This window comes from Nocardiopsis protaetiae, assembly GCF_045446735.1.
Classification (GTDB): Bacteria; Actinomycetota; Actinomycetes; order Streptosporangiales; family Streptosporangiaceae; genus Nocardiopsis; species Nocardiopsis protaetiae.
This window is the reverse complement of the sequence record NZ_JBJJBV010000186.1, coordinates 1-13,980: the sequence shown is the minus strand read 5'-3', so window position 1 is coordinate 13,980 and position 13,980 is coordinate 1. Positions and strand designations below refer to the sequence as shown.

Sequence of the window (13,980 nt, the reverse complement as noted above, 5' to 3'; positions counted from 1 at the left end):
ACCGGCGACCACACCCGCCCCTCCTACGACACCGGGTCCTACACCCGACCCGAATACGACACCGGCACCCACAGCCGACCCACCTACCCCGGCACCGGCGCATCTCCCTACGACAGCGGCACCCACTCCCGCCCTTCGGGCAACGAGCCGCTGTGGGGCGGGAGCGAGAACCCGGCTCCGGGCGCCCCGTCCGGGTACGGCGGCCCGGCCCCGGCCGGGCGGCCCGACCCGTTCGACACGCCCCCCGGCCCGCCGACCCCTCCGGGCGGCGGCCCCGGCTACGGCGGCGGGTACGGCGGCCCGCTCGGACCGGGTGGACCTGGCGCACCAGGGGCCCCGGGCGCCCCGGGCGGCATGCCCGGCACCGACCCGATGCGCGGCGGCCCGGGCGCGGGTTACACCCCCGCCGGCCAGAACCCGTCCTACGGCGGGCGGCCGGGCGACGGCTACAACGACGTCCTGGGCGGCGGCTACCCGCAGAGCCCGGCCGAGCCGGAGTACGACGGCTACCGCCCGCTGGAGGAGTGGCACCGCGGCGGGACGCCCGACCCCTACCGGGACGCGCCCTACGACCGGCGCGAGCAGGACCACCGGGGCTACGACGACGGCTACGGTGACGGCCGCTTCCGGTGACCGGACGCCGAATCGCCGGACACCGAACGTGATCGGGACACCCGGCCCGCGCTGAGGGCCGGACCGGCGGACGATCAGAGGTTCACAACGCCGAGGTGGCGGGTTCACCCCCGCCACCTCGGCTTTTGTTCTGTCCGGATTCATGCCCGCATCGTGTGAACACGGGAAAATGGTTACCGAAACCACAACAGCCCGTAACACAGAGCCACCCACATTGACTACAGTTGGTGACTGACACGGCACCCTTCGAGACATCTCGAAGGCCGCTCCGCCGTGCGCACCCCCCGGTCCGGACACCTCAAGTCCCCGTGCGCCTACGCATCGCCTGCCCGAACAGAACAGGAGCCACCTTGCGCAACGACGCCCAGGGAACACCGCCCGAACCGCCTCCCGCTCAAGGGCCCGCACCCCGCGCCGAACGCAGGGGCGTCGCCGCCGACGTCGGCGCCTCCCTCGTCGTCTTCCTCGTCGCCGTCCCCCTCTCCCTCGGCATCGCGGTCGCCTCCGGGGCACCGCTCATCGCCGGGATCATCGCCGCCGTCGTCGGCGGCATCGTCGTCGGCCTGGTCGGCGGCTCCGCCGTCCAGGTCAGCGGCCCCGCGGCCGGGCTGACGATCATCGTCGCCGGCCTCATCTCCACCTACGGCTGGCGGGTCACCTGCCTGATCACCCTGCTGGCCGGGCTCGTCCAGCTCGCCCTGGGCGCCTTCCGCATCGCCCGGGCGGCGCTGGCCGTCTCACCGGCCGTCGTCCACGGCATGCTCGCCGGGGTCGGCGTCACCATCGCCCTGGCCCAGCTGCACGTCGTGCTCGGCGGCGCACCGCAGAGCTCGGCCCTGGCCAACCTCACCGACCTGCCCCAGCAGGTCGCGCACAACCACACCCCGGCGGTCGCGGTCGGCGTCATCACCATCGCGATCATGTTCTGCTGGGGCAGGCTGCCCGCCCTGGGCCGGTTCCGGCCCGCCCTCATCCCCGCCGCCCTGGTCGCCGTGGGCACCGCCACCGTCATCGCCACCCTGGGCCGCTGGGAGGTCGAGACCGTCGCCCTGCCCGACTCCCTGTCCGACGCCTGGAACGGGCCCACCCTGCCCCAGGACGGGCAGTGGCACGGCGTGATCCTGGGCGTGGCCACCGTCGCCATGGTCGCCAGCGTGGAGTCGCTGCTCGCCGCGACCGCCGTGGACCGGCTGCACAGCGGCCGCCGCGTGATGCTCGACCGCGAACTGTGCGGACAGGGCGCCGCCAACACCATCAGCGGGGCCCTGGGCGGCCTGCCGGTGGCGGGGGTGATCGTGCGCAGCACCGCCAACGTGCGCGCCGGGGCCCACAGCCCGCTGTCCACCATCCTGCACGGGGTGTGGATCCTGCTGTTCGTCGCCCTGTTCGCGCACGTGGTCGAGCTGATCCCGATGGCGGCGCTGGCGGCACTGCTGGTGTTCATCGGCGTGCAGATGGTCTCCCTGGCCCACCTGCGCGACCTGCGCCGCCACCACGAGGCCGGGGTGTACCTGGTGACCCTGTTCGGCGTGGTGCTGCTGGGGCTGCTGGAAGGCGTGTTCCTGGGATTCGCGCTGGCCATGGTGGTGTCCCTGCGCCGGCTGACCCGGCTCACCGTCACCACCGAGGAGCGGGGCGGCCGCGTCCACATCACCGTGCACGGGTCCCTGACGTTCCTGGGGGTGCCCCGGCTGGCGCACGTGCTGCGCACCGTCCCGTCCGGCGCCGCCGTCGACCTGGACCTGCACGTGGACTTCATGGACCACGCCGCGTTCGAGGCCATCCACGCCTGGCGTGTGGACCACGAGCGCACCGGCGGCTCCGTCGACATCGACGAGGTGCACGAACGCTGGTACGAGCGCAGCACCAGGAGTTCGGCCCCCGCCGCCAAGACCGCCCCGCGCGGGCTGGCCCGCTGGTGGGCGCCCTGGGGGATGCGCGGCGGCGCCGAGGAGGTCGACCCCCTGGGGCTGCTCGCCGCCGGGGCCCGGGAGTACCACGCCAGCACCGCCGACCGGATGCGGTCGGTGATGAGCCGGCTGTCCCACGGGCAGAACCCGACCGCCCTGTTCATCACCTGCGCGGACTCGCGGGTGGTGCCCAACCTCATCACCGCCAGCGGCCCGGGCGACCTGTTCACGGTGCGCAACGTCGGCAACCTGGTGCCGCCCCCGGACGCCCCGGACGACGACTCGGTGGGCGCCGCCGTCGAGTACGCGGTCGCGGTGCTGCGGGTGCCCTCGATCGTGGTGTGCGGGCACTCCCACTGCGGGGCCATGCAGGCTCTGCTGGAGGGCGCCCACCTGGACCCCGACGCCGCCGACACCTCGCACGTGCGCCGCTGGCTCGGCCACGGGTCCGCCAGCCTGCTCCGCGCGGGGGAACCCGCCGGGGAGCTGGCGGGGCTGCCCACCGCGGAGGCGCTGCGCCGCCTGGCCCAGGCCAACGTCCGCCAGCAGCTCGCCCACCTGGCGCTGCACCCGCTGGTGCGCGAACGGGTGGAGTCCGGGGAGCTGGAGCTGACCGGGATGTACTACGACCTGGAGACGGCGCGGGTGCACCTGCTGGACGCCGGGACCGGGGAGTTCACCCCGGTCCAGGGCGTCCGCGACGTGGCCGACCCGGTGCCGCGGCCCCGGCCGGCGGCCGACCGGCGTCAGCCGCTGGACGAGTCCTCGGGGGCGTCGTCGCGTCCGTCCTCCTGAACCCCCGATGCCTGGTAGGTGGCGAGCAGCACGATCGCTCCGATCGCCAGGATCGGCAGGCCGAAGAGGACCACCCAGAAGAGGGTCGAGTCGAACAAGAGTCACCCATTCCGTGGACGCCGTTGCCCGCGGCCGCCGACCCCGGCGGTCGCGGGTGTCCGCCCCCGCGGCCGCGGGGGTGGAGCGCTCCGCCCAATCTATCGGTGCCCCCGCCCGCGGACCATCACCGCGGGGATGTACACACCTGCCCCCCGCACGCGAGGGACATCGGTCGGCGGGTAGGGAGGAAGCGGGTGGAGGGGAGTCGGCCGGTAAGCCGGATTCTGCTCGGTTAAGCAACTGACCTGCGCAGGCTCACGCACACCGCGTGTGACCTGCGCTTTTGCATTCTCGGTTTATCCATGCTTATCCCTCCATCTCCGGGCTTGATCCGGGATGAAAACGGGATGGCATCCCCCTCTCTCTTTGCCGGAACTCTGCCAGGCATCCGCTGCCTGACCCGCGCCGCTCAGCCACAGCAGCACCGCAGGAGGGGAAGACCATGACCGCCATCGACGACCGACCCGCCACCGCCGACCAGCCCGAGGACTCGCGCACCGCCCGCGCCGCCGCCCTGCTCGCCGACCTGACCGCCGTCACCGCCCACCTGGCCGCACAGGGCGTCGCCACCACCGGCGGCCCGGTCTGCGAGACCACGCCCGCCGGCGTCATCACCCTCGGCGCCCGCGAGTGGACCGTCACCCGCCGCTTCTACCCGCACGGCGACGTGCCGTTCATCCCCGACACGTGGGCGCTCTTCGAGGCCCCGAAGCACGACTACCGGGCCCTGTCCTACGAGACCGCCCGCCCCGGCGTCAGCCTCGCTCTGCTGCTGATCCACGCCGCCCACGAGGCGCTGCGCACCCGCCCCGCCCTCGCCCCCGCCCTGGTGTGGGAGACCCGCACCGGAGAGGACGGCAACACCTGGCGGCGCACCCGGGTCGCGACGCTCACCGACGCCCAGGGCGACATCGAGGTGATCGCGGTCGCCGACCCCAACTCGGGCCTGGGCTCGGTCGCCGCGGCGGCGGTCGGCGACGGCACCACCGAAACGGAGCGCCGCCTCATCGTCCCCGTGGCGTCCACGAACGCGACGGCCGCCGAGATCCTGCACCAGGTCGTCACGGAGCCGCACCTGGACTCCCTGGTCTGCCGCTGGTGACCCTCCCCCCCGGGGCGGGGACCCGCTCCCCCCGCCCCGGCCTCATGACCCCGTTCTAAAACGCACCCTCTGAAGGAGTTCACGTGGACAGCTACACCCGAACCATCCGGTTCTCTCGGATCGGTCTGCACACCCAGGTTCCGGACCTGACCGTCACCGTGAGGGTCGAGACGAGCGGCGGCCACAGCTACGTGTCCGGTTCCACGCTCGACACCCAGATCGCCCGGTACGCCCGCCAGTTCCTCGCCCACGACGGCGATGTCATCGCGGACGCCCACCCCGACCGGCGCACCGGAGCCATCCACGGCAAGCAGGGCGACAAGCGGATCCTGCTGGGTGAGTTCACCGTGCACCCCGAGGGCGAGGAGCTGCCCGCCCCCGGGGTCGACCTGGCCGACATCACCGCCATCGCCGAGGTGGCCGTGTACGAGCCCAAGCGGGTCCACAGCGTGGTGCGGTGCCGCACCGGCGCCCTGGTACGGGTCCACGGCGACTACACGCACAAGACCGCGAAGGTGCTCGCGGAGACCGGCTACACGACCCGCATCGTCGAGGGCGTCGTCTTGGTCTCCCTGAACGCCCGCGTGGAGCGCGAGGACGACAGCCCCCTGTGGCCCAACACCAAGACCCCCTGACCACGAAGAGGGCTCACCCGAACCGCAAGTACGGATGAGCCCCCGACCCCACATCGGCGGTCCCGGGTAACGCCTGCCAGCACACCCCGGGGCCGCCCCCACTGAAGGGACACACCCATCATGCGACACGTCTCCGTGTTCTGCGGCGTCCTCGCCGCACTCCTGGCCGCCGGGTTGGCGGTCGACGAAGGGGCGTCGGTCCTCATCGTCGCCATCCTCGCCGCCGCGTCCGGCTACGTCGCCCTGGTCGCCGCCGACACGTGGCGCCGCCACCGGGCCGCCATCCGCCGCAACACCAAGCGCCTGTTCCGCCCCGAGACCGTCGCCCGCCGGTCCCGCACCGGAAAGGGGCGCCACCGGTGACCACCACCACCCAGCTACTCCAGGGCGCCGGCCTTCTGGCCGTGCTCGCCGTCCTGGCCGTGGGCCTGCTGGTGGTTCTGCTCCGGCTGGCGGCGCTGCCGCTGGCCGGGGCCGCCCTGGTCCTTGACCACTCCGCCGACCAGATCGGCCGACTCCTGGTCTCCCAGACGGTCACCACGAACCAGGGAGGGCGACGATGACCGCCGACACCACCGAAGGGCTGTACTCCCTGCTGGAGGCCGTCCACGACGCGCTGGACGTGCCGTGGGACGCCTGCGGCACCCAGGACGCCCGGGACGACCTGATCGTCCGCCGGAGCATCACTGTGCGCGTCGCCATCGACAGCCTCCGCCGCTACCAGCGGGACCCGGTCAAGGTCGCCGTCTGGCTGCGCAAGCACGTCGCCGAGAACATGCCGATCCCCGGGAAGGAGACCAGCGATGGGTGAGCCCACCAACGAGCCGCCCACCGAGGCCGCCCCGGTCGCCCGTGTCCGCGACGCCGTCAAGGTCGCCCAGGGCATCCAGGCCATCGCCGACCGGGAACTGTTGGTCGACCCCGAGACCGCCCCCGACCCGCACGTGTCCCGGCTCCGTGACCGGCTGCTCCGCCGCCGTCAGCGTGCGTCCCTGCGGCACCGCCATCGCACCGCCCGACGTGCCGAGAAGGCGGTGGACTTCGACGCCGCCATGGACGACAAGGGCCACCGGGAGCTGCGCAAGCGCCAGCTCGCCACGTCGCCGGCCAGGAAGGCCGCGAACCTCGCCAAGATCCAAACGGCGGTGATCGGGGTCGCCGTACCCGCCGTCATCGGATTCGGGGCGGCGAGCACGGCCGGCGTCCACGCCTTCATGACCGAGTACGCGGCGGCGTCCGCCGCCGCGGCCTGGGGGTACGAGCCCGCCGTCATCACCCTGGTCAGCGGAGTGATCATCGTTCGGGCCCTGCTGCTCCGCAACGGCGCGGTACTGCCCCCGGTCGTCACCTGGATCGAACGCGGCGCCCTGGCATCCTCCGTGATCATGTGCTTAATCGGATCCGGTGTCGGTGCGATCTTCGCCCCGCTCGGGGTGGCGCTGGTGTCGGTGGTCGTCGAACGGATCCTCGCCGCGATCGCCGACGCCGACGTGGGCGACACCCCCGGAACCGCCACCCGCCCGGTACAGCCCCGCGCTTCGGCGACCGTGCCAATGACCTCTCAGGTACCGCGGTGGGTTTCCGTGTCCCCTGGGGTGCGTGTGCGCGTCGGCGGCCCCCGGGTGGGCAACTACCTCACCCCGCCCCCCCGGCGCCGTCCTGCTGCCCGTGGAGTGCGCTTCCCACGCCCGTGAGCGTGCCCGGGTACTCGCTGAAGGCGCCGCCGCGGTCGCTCAGTTGGAGAGCTGGCGGGACCGCGACCGGGCCGCCGCCACCCGCACGCGGATGCGCAACGAAGCGCTCGCCGCCGCCGCGGGAGGAGGCGCTGCGCGCGCTCTCACACGGGGCGCGGGGGAGAGCACCGCATCGTCCCGGGAGGGTGTCCGCCACGCGGGTTCCCGCGATGTGACAGGCGGCTCTCACAATACTCCTGAGGCCCCGGTAGACACCGTTCCGGAGAGCGGTGTGGGAGGCCACCAAATCGACGCCGAGCAGGGATTTGACGGCCTTCCCGACAGCGACGACAGGGAGTCCACCGAGAAGGTCATCCCCGCAGTGGAAGGCCGCCGCCTGGCCGGGCTGCGCACCCGCTACCGGATCGCCGAACACATGGCAGCGCACCCCGACCACACCGCCTCCCAGATCGCGGAGGCGCTCGGTCTGGGGGAGTCCACCGTGTACCGGCACAAGCGCACCATCGAGGCCGAAGCGGACGGGGAGGAGTGATGCCCGACCCCAACGACCACTGAACCCAGTTGCAGCGCTCACCCACGACCGCCCATAAAGGCGGCCCGCCCCGAACTTCCAGGAACCGGGCGGGCCGCCACCTCACGAGAGGCCACACCAGCATGACAGTCCACAACCCCAAAGATGAAGGCCCCCGCCTTGTCGAGATCGGCGGCGAGGTCATCCGCTTCCCCACCCGCCGCCGCACCAGCGCGGAGATCACCCCCACCCCCGAGACGAACACCGACACCCAAGAGCAGGACCAGGTCGGCACTGCCACCCCGGCGACCGAGGTCGCCCGCCGCCCCACCCTCAAGCCCAACCCGATCATCCCCACCACCGTCCACAAAGCCGGAGACCTGGTCAAAAGGCCCGACCGGATCGCCGCCGCAGTCCTCAAACACGAACTCGTCCACGGACCCGTCGGGCTCGCCCGCGGCGCCGGAGCTCTCTGGCGGTGGATGACCGCAGCCGAGCTTGACCAGCACCTCGCCACGAAACCCGAACTGGTGCTGAACACCCGGAAGGTCCGCCGCCAGATCACCGGAGTTGCCGCGGGAACCCTGGTCGGCGGGGGTGTGGCTGCTTGGTTCCTCGTCGGCCCCGGCGCCGTCATCGTGCCCGTCCTCCTCGTGCTGACCGTCGCCGGCGCGTTCGAGCGGCGCCGCACCACCACCCTGACCGCCGAAGCCGGACATGGCTCCCTTGGCGCGTCCCCCTCCGGCAAGGAGGTCAAGCGCGTGTTCGTGTCCGCCCGACTCGCCCGCCGCACCGAGGACGTGCGCATCGTCGGCCCCGTCGCCCGCACCGGCGACGCCTGGGAGACCACCGTGGAACTCCCCCCGGGCACCACCTACAAGGCCGCTGCCAAGCGCCGCGGCGAACTCGCCGCCGCGATCGGTGTCGATGAGGTGCAGGTCGCGTTGGACCCCGTGAAGGGCCACAACGGGCGGGTCAAGGTGTGGGTGGCCGACGAGGACCCGATGCAGGGCGAACGGGTCGTCAACCCGCTGACCCTGTCCCGCGACCCGCAGGTCAACGTGTGGAGCGACAAGCTGTTCGCCGGCCACGACGTGCGCGGTCGCGCCGTGGTGTTCTCCATGATCGAACGCTCCTACCTGATCGGCGGGGAACCGGGCGGCGGCAAGTCGGTGGCCTCGAACAACGTGTTGGCGTTCTTCTTCCTGGACCCGAACGTGCGCGTCTACCTGGCCGACGGCAAGTTCGGATTCGACCTCATGGTCTGGGAGAACATGGCCGCCGGCGTTCTCACCGAGCGTGTCCCTGAGGCGATGGTGCCGTTCCTGGAGGAAGTCCAGCAGGAGATGGACCGCCGGTACGCGCTGCTGCGCAAGCTCGGCGTCCCGAAGATCACCGAGGACATCGCCGTGAAGTTCGGGCTTCACCCGATCGTCGTGCACGTCGATGAAGTGCAGTACTGGACTGCGGGTCCGGACAAGAAGGTCAACGAGCGCATCATGATCCTGGTCGCGGACATCGTCGGCCGGGGGCGGGCGGCCGGGATCATCACCGGGGTGGTGACCCAGCGGCCGGCGGCCGAGGTCGTGCCGAGCCGTTTGCGGGACATCCTCAGCATTCGGTGGGCGCTGCGGTGCACTACCCCCGCCGCGTCGGACACGGTCCTCGGCGCGGGGTGGGCGGGCCGCGGCTACTCGGCGGCGCTGTTCGAGCCGGACCAGCGCGGCGCCGGGTACCTGCTCGCCGAGGGCTCCAGCCCTGTGCAGACCCGGGCGGCGTTCATCGATCCGGCGAAGGGTGAGCTCCAGGCGCTCGCGAACCGCGCCTACCAGTTGCGGAAGGAAGCAGGGACGCTCCCAGCGTCGGAGGACCGCCCCGAGATCCGGCTGTTGACCGCGATGTTGGACGCGATGGGTCACCCGAAGGGGGCGCACACCGCCGACCTGTTGGCGTGCCTGGCGGCGGCGTCGCCGGAGTACGCGGGGTGGGATGCGGCCCGCCTGGCGGACGCGGTGAAGGGGCTCGGGTTGTTCCCGGGGCAGTTGGACATCGGCGGTAAGAACCGGAATGGGTACAAGCGGGAGCGTGTGCAGGAGGCTCTTGACCGGGCCTGAGCCGGGTCTACCGGAGCCTCTAGCGGGGGTCTAGTCCTAGGGTTCCAGACTCTAGGATCTAGACCCCCTGTCTAGGTTCTTAGATCCTCTGTGACCTGCAATCTAGGGGATCTAGACCGGTTAAAGAGGTGGGTTCTGTACGGCCTCCAGGCGCACCCTGGGGGCCGTTCGCATGCGGGGCCAAGAAGAACGCACCGCCCACCTACTTGCTTTCTACGTATAGACCACATACATTGAGCGTGTACATAGAAACCAATTGGAGGCGGCATGCCGAACAAGACGCTCTACATCCGCGACGAAGACCTCCCCATCTGGGAACGCGCCGACAAGGCCAGCAAGGCCGCAGGGGTCAGCACCTCTCAGGTCGTTGCTGACGCCCTCCGGAACTACCTGCCCAACCCAAAGGACATCCAGGTCGCCTATGAGACGGGGGAAGACGCCTCCATCACGCACGACGGCCGCCCCCTCCTGGAATACGGTCGGCACGCCGCCCACGGACGCGGCTGGACTCTGAACTACATGGACAAGGACGACCCCGGCGGCACCTTCATCGTGGAAGACGAGTTCACGCCCGGCGACCTGGGAGACTCCCTCGCGATGATCAAGTGGGCCCGCGAGAAGGTCGCCGCAGCTCTGGCGGACCCGGCGCGCAATGCCGAAAAGATCACCGTGGAGGTCGGCGACCCGGCCCTGACCGTGGGGTTCCGTGGCCGATGGCTGGTCACCCCCGACCGGGACGACACCCGAACGAGTGAGAAGGGGTACGACGCGGGCGCCTACTGGGGTGTGGCTCTCACCGAACGAGGACGGATCGCGGTGTACTCCGCGCACTGCAACGACGGCTGGGCACCCCAGCTCGACGACTACGACGCCCTCAGGGATGCCGAGATCCCCGCCGACATCCGCGCGATGGCAGCCCGGGAACTCGGTGAGACCACCGAGAGCACTGTCGTCTGGCGGGACATCTGATGGCGTTCTGTGAGCGCTGCCAGGAGCAGAACTATGACCAGAAGGCCAACCACGACGGTCCGTGCATGGCCTGCCAGGGGATGATGCTTCTCGCGGACGGCGTTCCCCTGTCCTCCCTGCCGCCGCACGAGGTCGTCGAGGAAGGCGTCAACATGGCTGGTCAGTGGTACATGCGGGTGCGCTATGCCGACGGGTCCTTGGACCTCATCGACCAGTAGCTTCGACTGCTCTACGACCCCCGGACACCGTTCGGGGGTCGTTCTGCGTTGCGACCTGGGCACACCCCTGACAGCACGAAAGCCCCGCCCTACCCTGAAAGCAGCGACGCAACAGGGAAAGGCGGGGCCCACATGCCCGAGGATATCTCGATCGGCGACACCCTACGAGACCTCCGCGCACAACGCGCCCTCACACAAGAAGGACTCGCAGAAGCCGCTGGACTCCACGTCAACACCCTCCGCAAGATCGAGCAGGGCGGCACCGGGTCCATGGAGACCTACCACCGGCTCGCCCGTTCCCTCGGCGTCACCACCGGTCGCCTCATCGCCGGACAACCCGCCCGCCGCCAAGACCACGGCGACGACAACAAGGTGTCCCTGCTGGCGATGCGCCGTGCCATCTCCCCGCCCGTCGGGTTGGACGGACGCGCCGCGCTCCCCGAGGAAGAACCCGACCTGACCGCGCTGCGTGCTGCGGCCGAAGGGTTCGCCCGCTCCTACCACTCCGACCGGTACCGGGACATGGCCGTCCTGGTGCCAGAGCTGGTCACCTCCGCCCATGCTGCGGTCGCCCACTACACGCACACCCCCCAGGAAGCGGAAGCGCGTCGGGTGCGGTCGGAGATCCTCCAGCTCGCTGGCCGCTACCTGACTCAGGTGCGTGCCTACGACCTGGCGCACATGGCGCTCACCGACGCTGTGCGCGATGCCGCCGCTGCGGGGGACCGGCTCAACGCCGCCGCGTCGATCATCGGGCAGGCATGGGTGCTGCTCCGGCAGGGCCGCCTCGATGAAGCGGAGGAGCTGTCTACCGATACGGCCGACCAGGTGGAGCCGCGCATCAGCAAGGCCACCGGCGAGGAACTCGCCGCGTGGGGTTGGCTACTCCTGCGCGCGTCCGCCGCCGCGGCCCGCAACAACCGGCCCGAGGAGGCCCGGGAGGCGATCACCCTGGCTCGTACCGCCGGCACCGCGTTGGGGACCGAGGTGACCCACCGGTTGCGCGGGTGGGTGTCCTTCGGGCCGACCACGGTGGAGTTGAAGGCGATCGAGAACGAGGTGATCGCTGACCGGCCCGACCGGGTGCTCACCCTGTCCGAACCGCTCACCCCAGGGAAGTCGACCTCCGACAACTGGAACCGGCACATGCTGGATGTGGCCAAGGCGCACGCCCGGATGCGTCACGACCACGAGGCCACGGACGTGTTGGCGGGGCTGATGCGCACGTCCCCGCAGTGGTTGTCGCATCAGCGATTGGCGGAGGAGACCTTCGCCGAGGTGCGGGGGCGCCGCAAGCGGTCACTGACGTCCGATCAGCGCAAGCTCGCTGCCCTGTTCGCCCGCTGAACCTCCGCTGTGCGTGGTAGTCGCCAAGCCAGGTGGGTTCGGAACTACCACGCTGGGTGTCTGTAGTGCTGGTCACACGGTCCGTAGCGTCGTTCTCACCACGACTTCCCCGAGGTGAGCGATGATGACCGACCAGCGCGCTCCGGAACGCGCGGCCCTGCACGGGCATCCGTCCGCGATCGAGACCATCGCGGCCGACTACCCCGACTGGAACATCTGCCGGGGCGGCCACCGGCACGGGCCGTGGCAGGCCACCCGCGGGGAGACCACGCTGTCGGCCGACTCGCCCGCCGGCCTCCTGGTCAAGCTCGAAGCGCAGGAACTCGCGCGCCTCCAGGCGGAGCACACCGGCCGGTGGAAGGTGTGGCGGACGCCCCGGTACTGGATGGCGACCGCCCTCGTCGACGGTGTCGAGCCGACCCTGATGGAGGAGACGCCCGCGGCGTTGGAGGCCCGGATGTGCAACCCGCAGAGGTGGGGAAACCAGCCGGTGACGGGCGGGGAGGGGAACCGGTGAGCGAGGACACCACCATCCCCGACGACCCCCAGGACCCGCAGGACGGCGACGAGAAGCCGAAGCGGCCGGAGCCGATCGTCCGCGGCCCGCGCGGCATCGGCACCATCCTCCCCGGGCTCGGATGGGCGTTCGGGGACTGACGCAGACTCCCGCGCGCCCGACCCGTCCTGCCGGGCGTGTGGGACAAGAATGCGGCGCCCCACCCTGGCCGACACCTGGGGAGGGGAGGCGCCGCCGCCCGGCCGACAGGGAGTGCCGGGCACGCCCCCGCCCCAGCAGTGGGGCGGGGGTCTCACTACTCCCCTGAGCCACCCCTGAACACCTCCGCTTCCTCCCTAACCCGAAGTAGCGAGCCGCGGCGTGACAGGCCATACCACTCCGGGCGAACGAGCGGCAGATAGTCCTTGTAGTAGTCGACACCCTGAGAAGCGCACCACTGCTTCGTCGCGGCCTTCTGCTCCCGCAACGCCAGGTACCGAGCCCAGGTATCTGACTCTCCGAGGTCACGGGGAATGAAGTGGCGCCACCCCCCAGGACGCAGTTGCTCGGGAAGGTCGCCCATCGACGCCAAGCGTCCCTTCTTGCGCTTCACGCGATCCTCCTGGGCCCGTAGGAGCCCCGGGCAGCGCCACGCCGCTGCGGCCGGCGCACATCCTCCTCGTCCCCGCTGGGCAGGCGCAAGGACGCCAGCAAGCGGGCAAGGACCAACGACTGCTGACGCGACTCCACCAGAAGCGGGTGTGGTACCTCGTCGCCGTATCGGTTTGCCACCGTCAGCGGAGCATCGGCCAGGGCCTCGGCCATCTCGTCGAGGCGGTCGACGCACCGGACGGCCTGCACAAGCAGCAACTCCTCGTGGGAGTCGAGATCGTAGTCACCCACGACCGACTGCCAAAGCTTTCGTCCCGACGGGCCCGAGCCTTTCGGAGCCGCCAAGGTGTTCTTTGGTGCCATGGAAAGACCTCCAAGGGTCATGTGAGCTGGTAAGCGAGGAAGCTCTTAGCTTGAGATTTAACCTGTCTGGTTCTTGTGTTCTGCCAGGGTCGCGGCGCGTTTGACGGTTTTGCCGACCTCATGCCGGGGCGCGGGCCCGTGGTTCTTCATCCCGGGAGGCCGCCCGGGACCGGGCCGGGAGGGTTTGGGCGCACCCGCCGGACAGGTCACCCTCGGCCGGAGGTGGCGAAACCCGCGCCGCACCCGGGCCGGGGACAGACGGCCCGGCCGGGCCGCCCGCTCCCACGGGCGGCGCAGGTCCTCCGCGACCGGACGGGCCAGCCGCAGCTGGGCGTGCGCGGCGATCACCAACCACGTCCACCGATCGGCGGCCTCGGGCGAGCGCACCCGCGGGGCGGTCCAGCCCAGGGTCTGCTTGAACAGCCGGAAAGTGTGCTCCAGATCGAACCGGCGCAGGAACGCCCGCCAGATCAGGTCCACCT

Annotated in this window: 17 protein-coding genes and 2 pseudogenes; 15 read left to right on the top strand and 4 right to left on the bottom strand. The window is 71.1% G+C overall.

The genetic code is table 11. The features are described 5' to 3' along the window. Positions 1 to 633, top strand: a pseudogene (locus ACJOT3_RS24385) (hypothetical protein); the annotation flags it as partial. A 350-nt stretch (positions 634 to 983) separates the two neighbouring features. Further along, positions 984 to 3,338: a SulP family inorganic anion transporter gene (locus tag ACJOT3_RS24380; RefSeq protein WP_406975427.1), complete on the top strand. Its 2,355-nt coding sequence runs from the start codon at positions 984 to 986 to the stop codon at positions 3,336 to 3,338. Here the strand turns inward: ACJOT3_RS24380 and ACJOT3_RS24375 are convergent. Continuing rightward, positions 3,290 to 3,436, bottom strand: coding sequence for a hypothetical protein (locus tag ACJOT3_RS24375; RefSeq protein ID WP_306369816.1), 147 nt, complete (start codon positions 3,434 to 3,436; stop codon positions 3,290 to 3,292). The two genes, ACJOT3_RS24380 and ACJOT3_RS24375, sit on opposite strands and share 49 nt — an antisense overlap. A 443-nt stretch (positions 3,437 to 3,879) precedes the next feature. Between ACJOT3_RS24375 and ACJOT3_RS24370 the strand changes: the two genes are divergently transcribed. The 13 genes from ACJOT3_RS24370 to ACJOT3_RS24310 all read left to right on the top strand — a co-directional run bounded on the left by ACJOT3_RS24370 (position 3,880) and on the right by ACJOT3_RS24310 (position 12,684). Then, positions 3,880 to 4,539 carry a hypothetical protein gene (locus ACJOT3_RS24370; RefSeq protein WP_406975426.1) on the top strand — a complete coding sequence of 220 codons (660 nt, stop codon included), beginning with the start codon at positions 3,880 to 3,882 and terminating at the stop codon, positions 4,537 to 4,539. A gap of 83 nt (positions 4,540 to 4,622) precedes the next feature. Continuing rightward, positions 4,623 to 5,174, top strand: a complete 552-nt coding sequence (locus tag ACJOT3_RS24365; RefSeq protein ID WP_406975425.1) for a hypothetical protein — start codon at positions 4,623 to 4,625, stop codon at positions 5,172 to 5,174. Positions 5,175 to 5,294: 120 nt separating this feature from the next. Next, on the top strand, positions 5,295 to 5,537 hold the full coding sequence (locus ACJOT3_RS24360) for a hypothetical protein (protein ID WP_406975424.1): 243 nt from the start codon (positions 5,295 to 5,297) through the stop codon (positions 5,535 to 5,537). Next, entirely contained in the window at positions 5,534 to 5,737 is a 204-nt protein-coding gene (locus ACJOT3_RS24355; protein ID WP_406975423.1) for a hypothetical protein, read from the top strand. The genes ACJOT3_RS24360 and ACJOT3_RS24355 overlap by 4 nt, the downstream gene beginning before the upstream one ends. Next, complete coding sequence (locus tag ACJOT3_RS24350) at positions 5,734 to 5,985, top strand: hypothetical protein (RefSeq protein ID WP_406975422.1); 252 nt, start codon at positions 5,734 to 5,736, stop codon at positions 5,983 to 5,985. The genes ACJOT3_RS24355 and ACJOT3_RS24350 overlap by 4 nt, the downstream gene beginning before the upstream one ends. Beyond that, the gene (locus ACJOT3_RS24345) at positions 5,978 to 6,868 is read left to right on the top strand and encodes a hypothetical protein (protein ID WP_406975421.1); all 891 of its coding nucleotides are present in this window, start codon (positions 5,978 to 5,980) and stop codon (positions 6,866 to 6,868) included. Before ACJOT3_RS24350 ends, ACJOT3_RS24345 begins: the two co-directional genes overlap by 8 nt. A gap of 271 nt (positions 6,869 to 7,139) precedes the next feature. Next, complete coding sequence (locus tag ACJOT3_RS24340; protein WP_406975420.1) at positions 7,140 to 7,400, top strand: helix-turn-helix domain-containing protein; 261 nt, start codon at positions 7,140 to 7,142, stop codon at positions 7,398 to 7,400. Positions 7,401 to 7,522: 122 nt separating this feature from the next. Next, entirely contained in the window at positions 7,523 to 9,493 is a 1,971-nt protein-coding gene (locus ACJOT3_RS24335) for an FtsK/SpoIIIE domain-containing protein (protein WP_406975419.1), read from the top strand. A 267-nt stretch (positions 9,494 to 9,760) separates the two neighbouring features. After that, positions 9,761 to 10,462, top strand: a complete 702-nt coding sequence (locus ACJOT3_RS24330; RefSeq protein ID WP_406975418.1) for a hypothetical protein — start codon at positions 9,761 to 9,763, stop codon at positions 10,460 to 10,462. An 80-nt stretch (positions 10,463 to 10,542) separates the two neighbouring features. Continuing rightward, positions 10,543 to 10,680 (top strand): hypothetical protein, encoded by a 138-nt coding sequence (locus ACJOT3_RS24325; protein WP_406975417.1) that lies wholly within the window; start codon positions 10,543 to 10,545, stop codon positions 10,678 to 10,680. 132 nt (positions 10,681 to 10,812) lie between these two features. Next, entirely contained in the window at positions 10,813 to 12,027 is a 1,215-nt protein-coding gene (locus ACJOT3_RS24320; RefSeq protein WP_406975416.1) for a helix-turn-helix domain-containing protein, read from the top strand. A gap of 124 nt (positions 12,028 to 12,151) precedes the next feature. Then, the gene (locus ACJOT3_RS24315) at positions 12,152 to 12,544 is read left to right on the top strand and encodes a hypothetical protein (RefSeq protein ID WP_406975415.1); all 393 of its coding nucleotides are present in this window, start codon (positions 12,152 to 12,154) and stop codon (positions 12,542 to 12,544) included. Then, positions 12,541 to 12,684, top strand: coding sequence for a hypothetical protein (locus tag ACJOT3_RS24310; protein ID WP_406975414.1), 144 nt, complete (start codon positions 12,541 to 12,543; stop codon positions 12,682 to 12,684). Before ACJOT3_RS24315 ends, ACJOT3_RS24310 begins: the two co-directional genes overlap by 4 nt. Before the next feature lie 155 nt (positions 12,685 to 12,839). Here the strand turns inward: ACJOT3_RS24310 and ACJOT3_RS24305 are convergent, their stop codons facing one another. The 3 genes and pseudogenes from ACJOT3_RS24305 to ACJOT3_RS24295 form a co-directional block, all read right to left on the bottom strand. After that, complete coding sequence (locus ACJOT3_RS24305) at positions 12,840 to 13,136, bottom strand: hypothetical protein (protein WP_406975413.1); 297 nt, start codon at positions 13,134 to 13,136, stop codon at positions 12,840 to 12,842. Next, positions 13,133 to 13,498, bottom strand: a complete 366-nt coding sequence (locus tag ACJOT3_RS24300) for a hypothetical protein (RefSeq protein WP_406975412.1) — start codon at positions 13,496 to 13,498, stop codon at positions 13,133 to 13,135. The genes ACJOT3_RS24305 and ACJOT3_RS24300 overlap by 4 nt, the downstream gene beginning before the upstream one ends. A gap of 57 nt (positions 13,499 to 13,555) precedes the next feature. Then, positions 13,556 to 13,980, bottom strand: a pseudogene (locus ACJOT3_RS24295) (NF041680 family putative transposase); the annotation flags it as partial.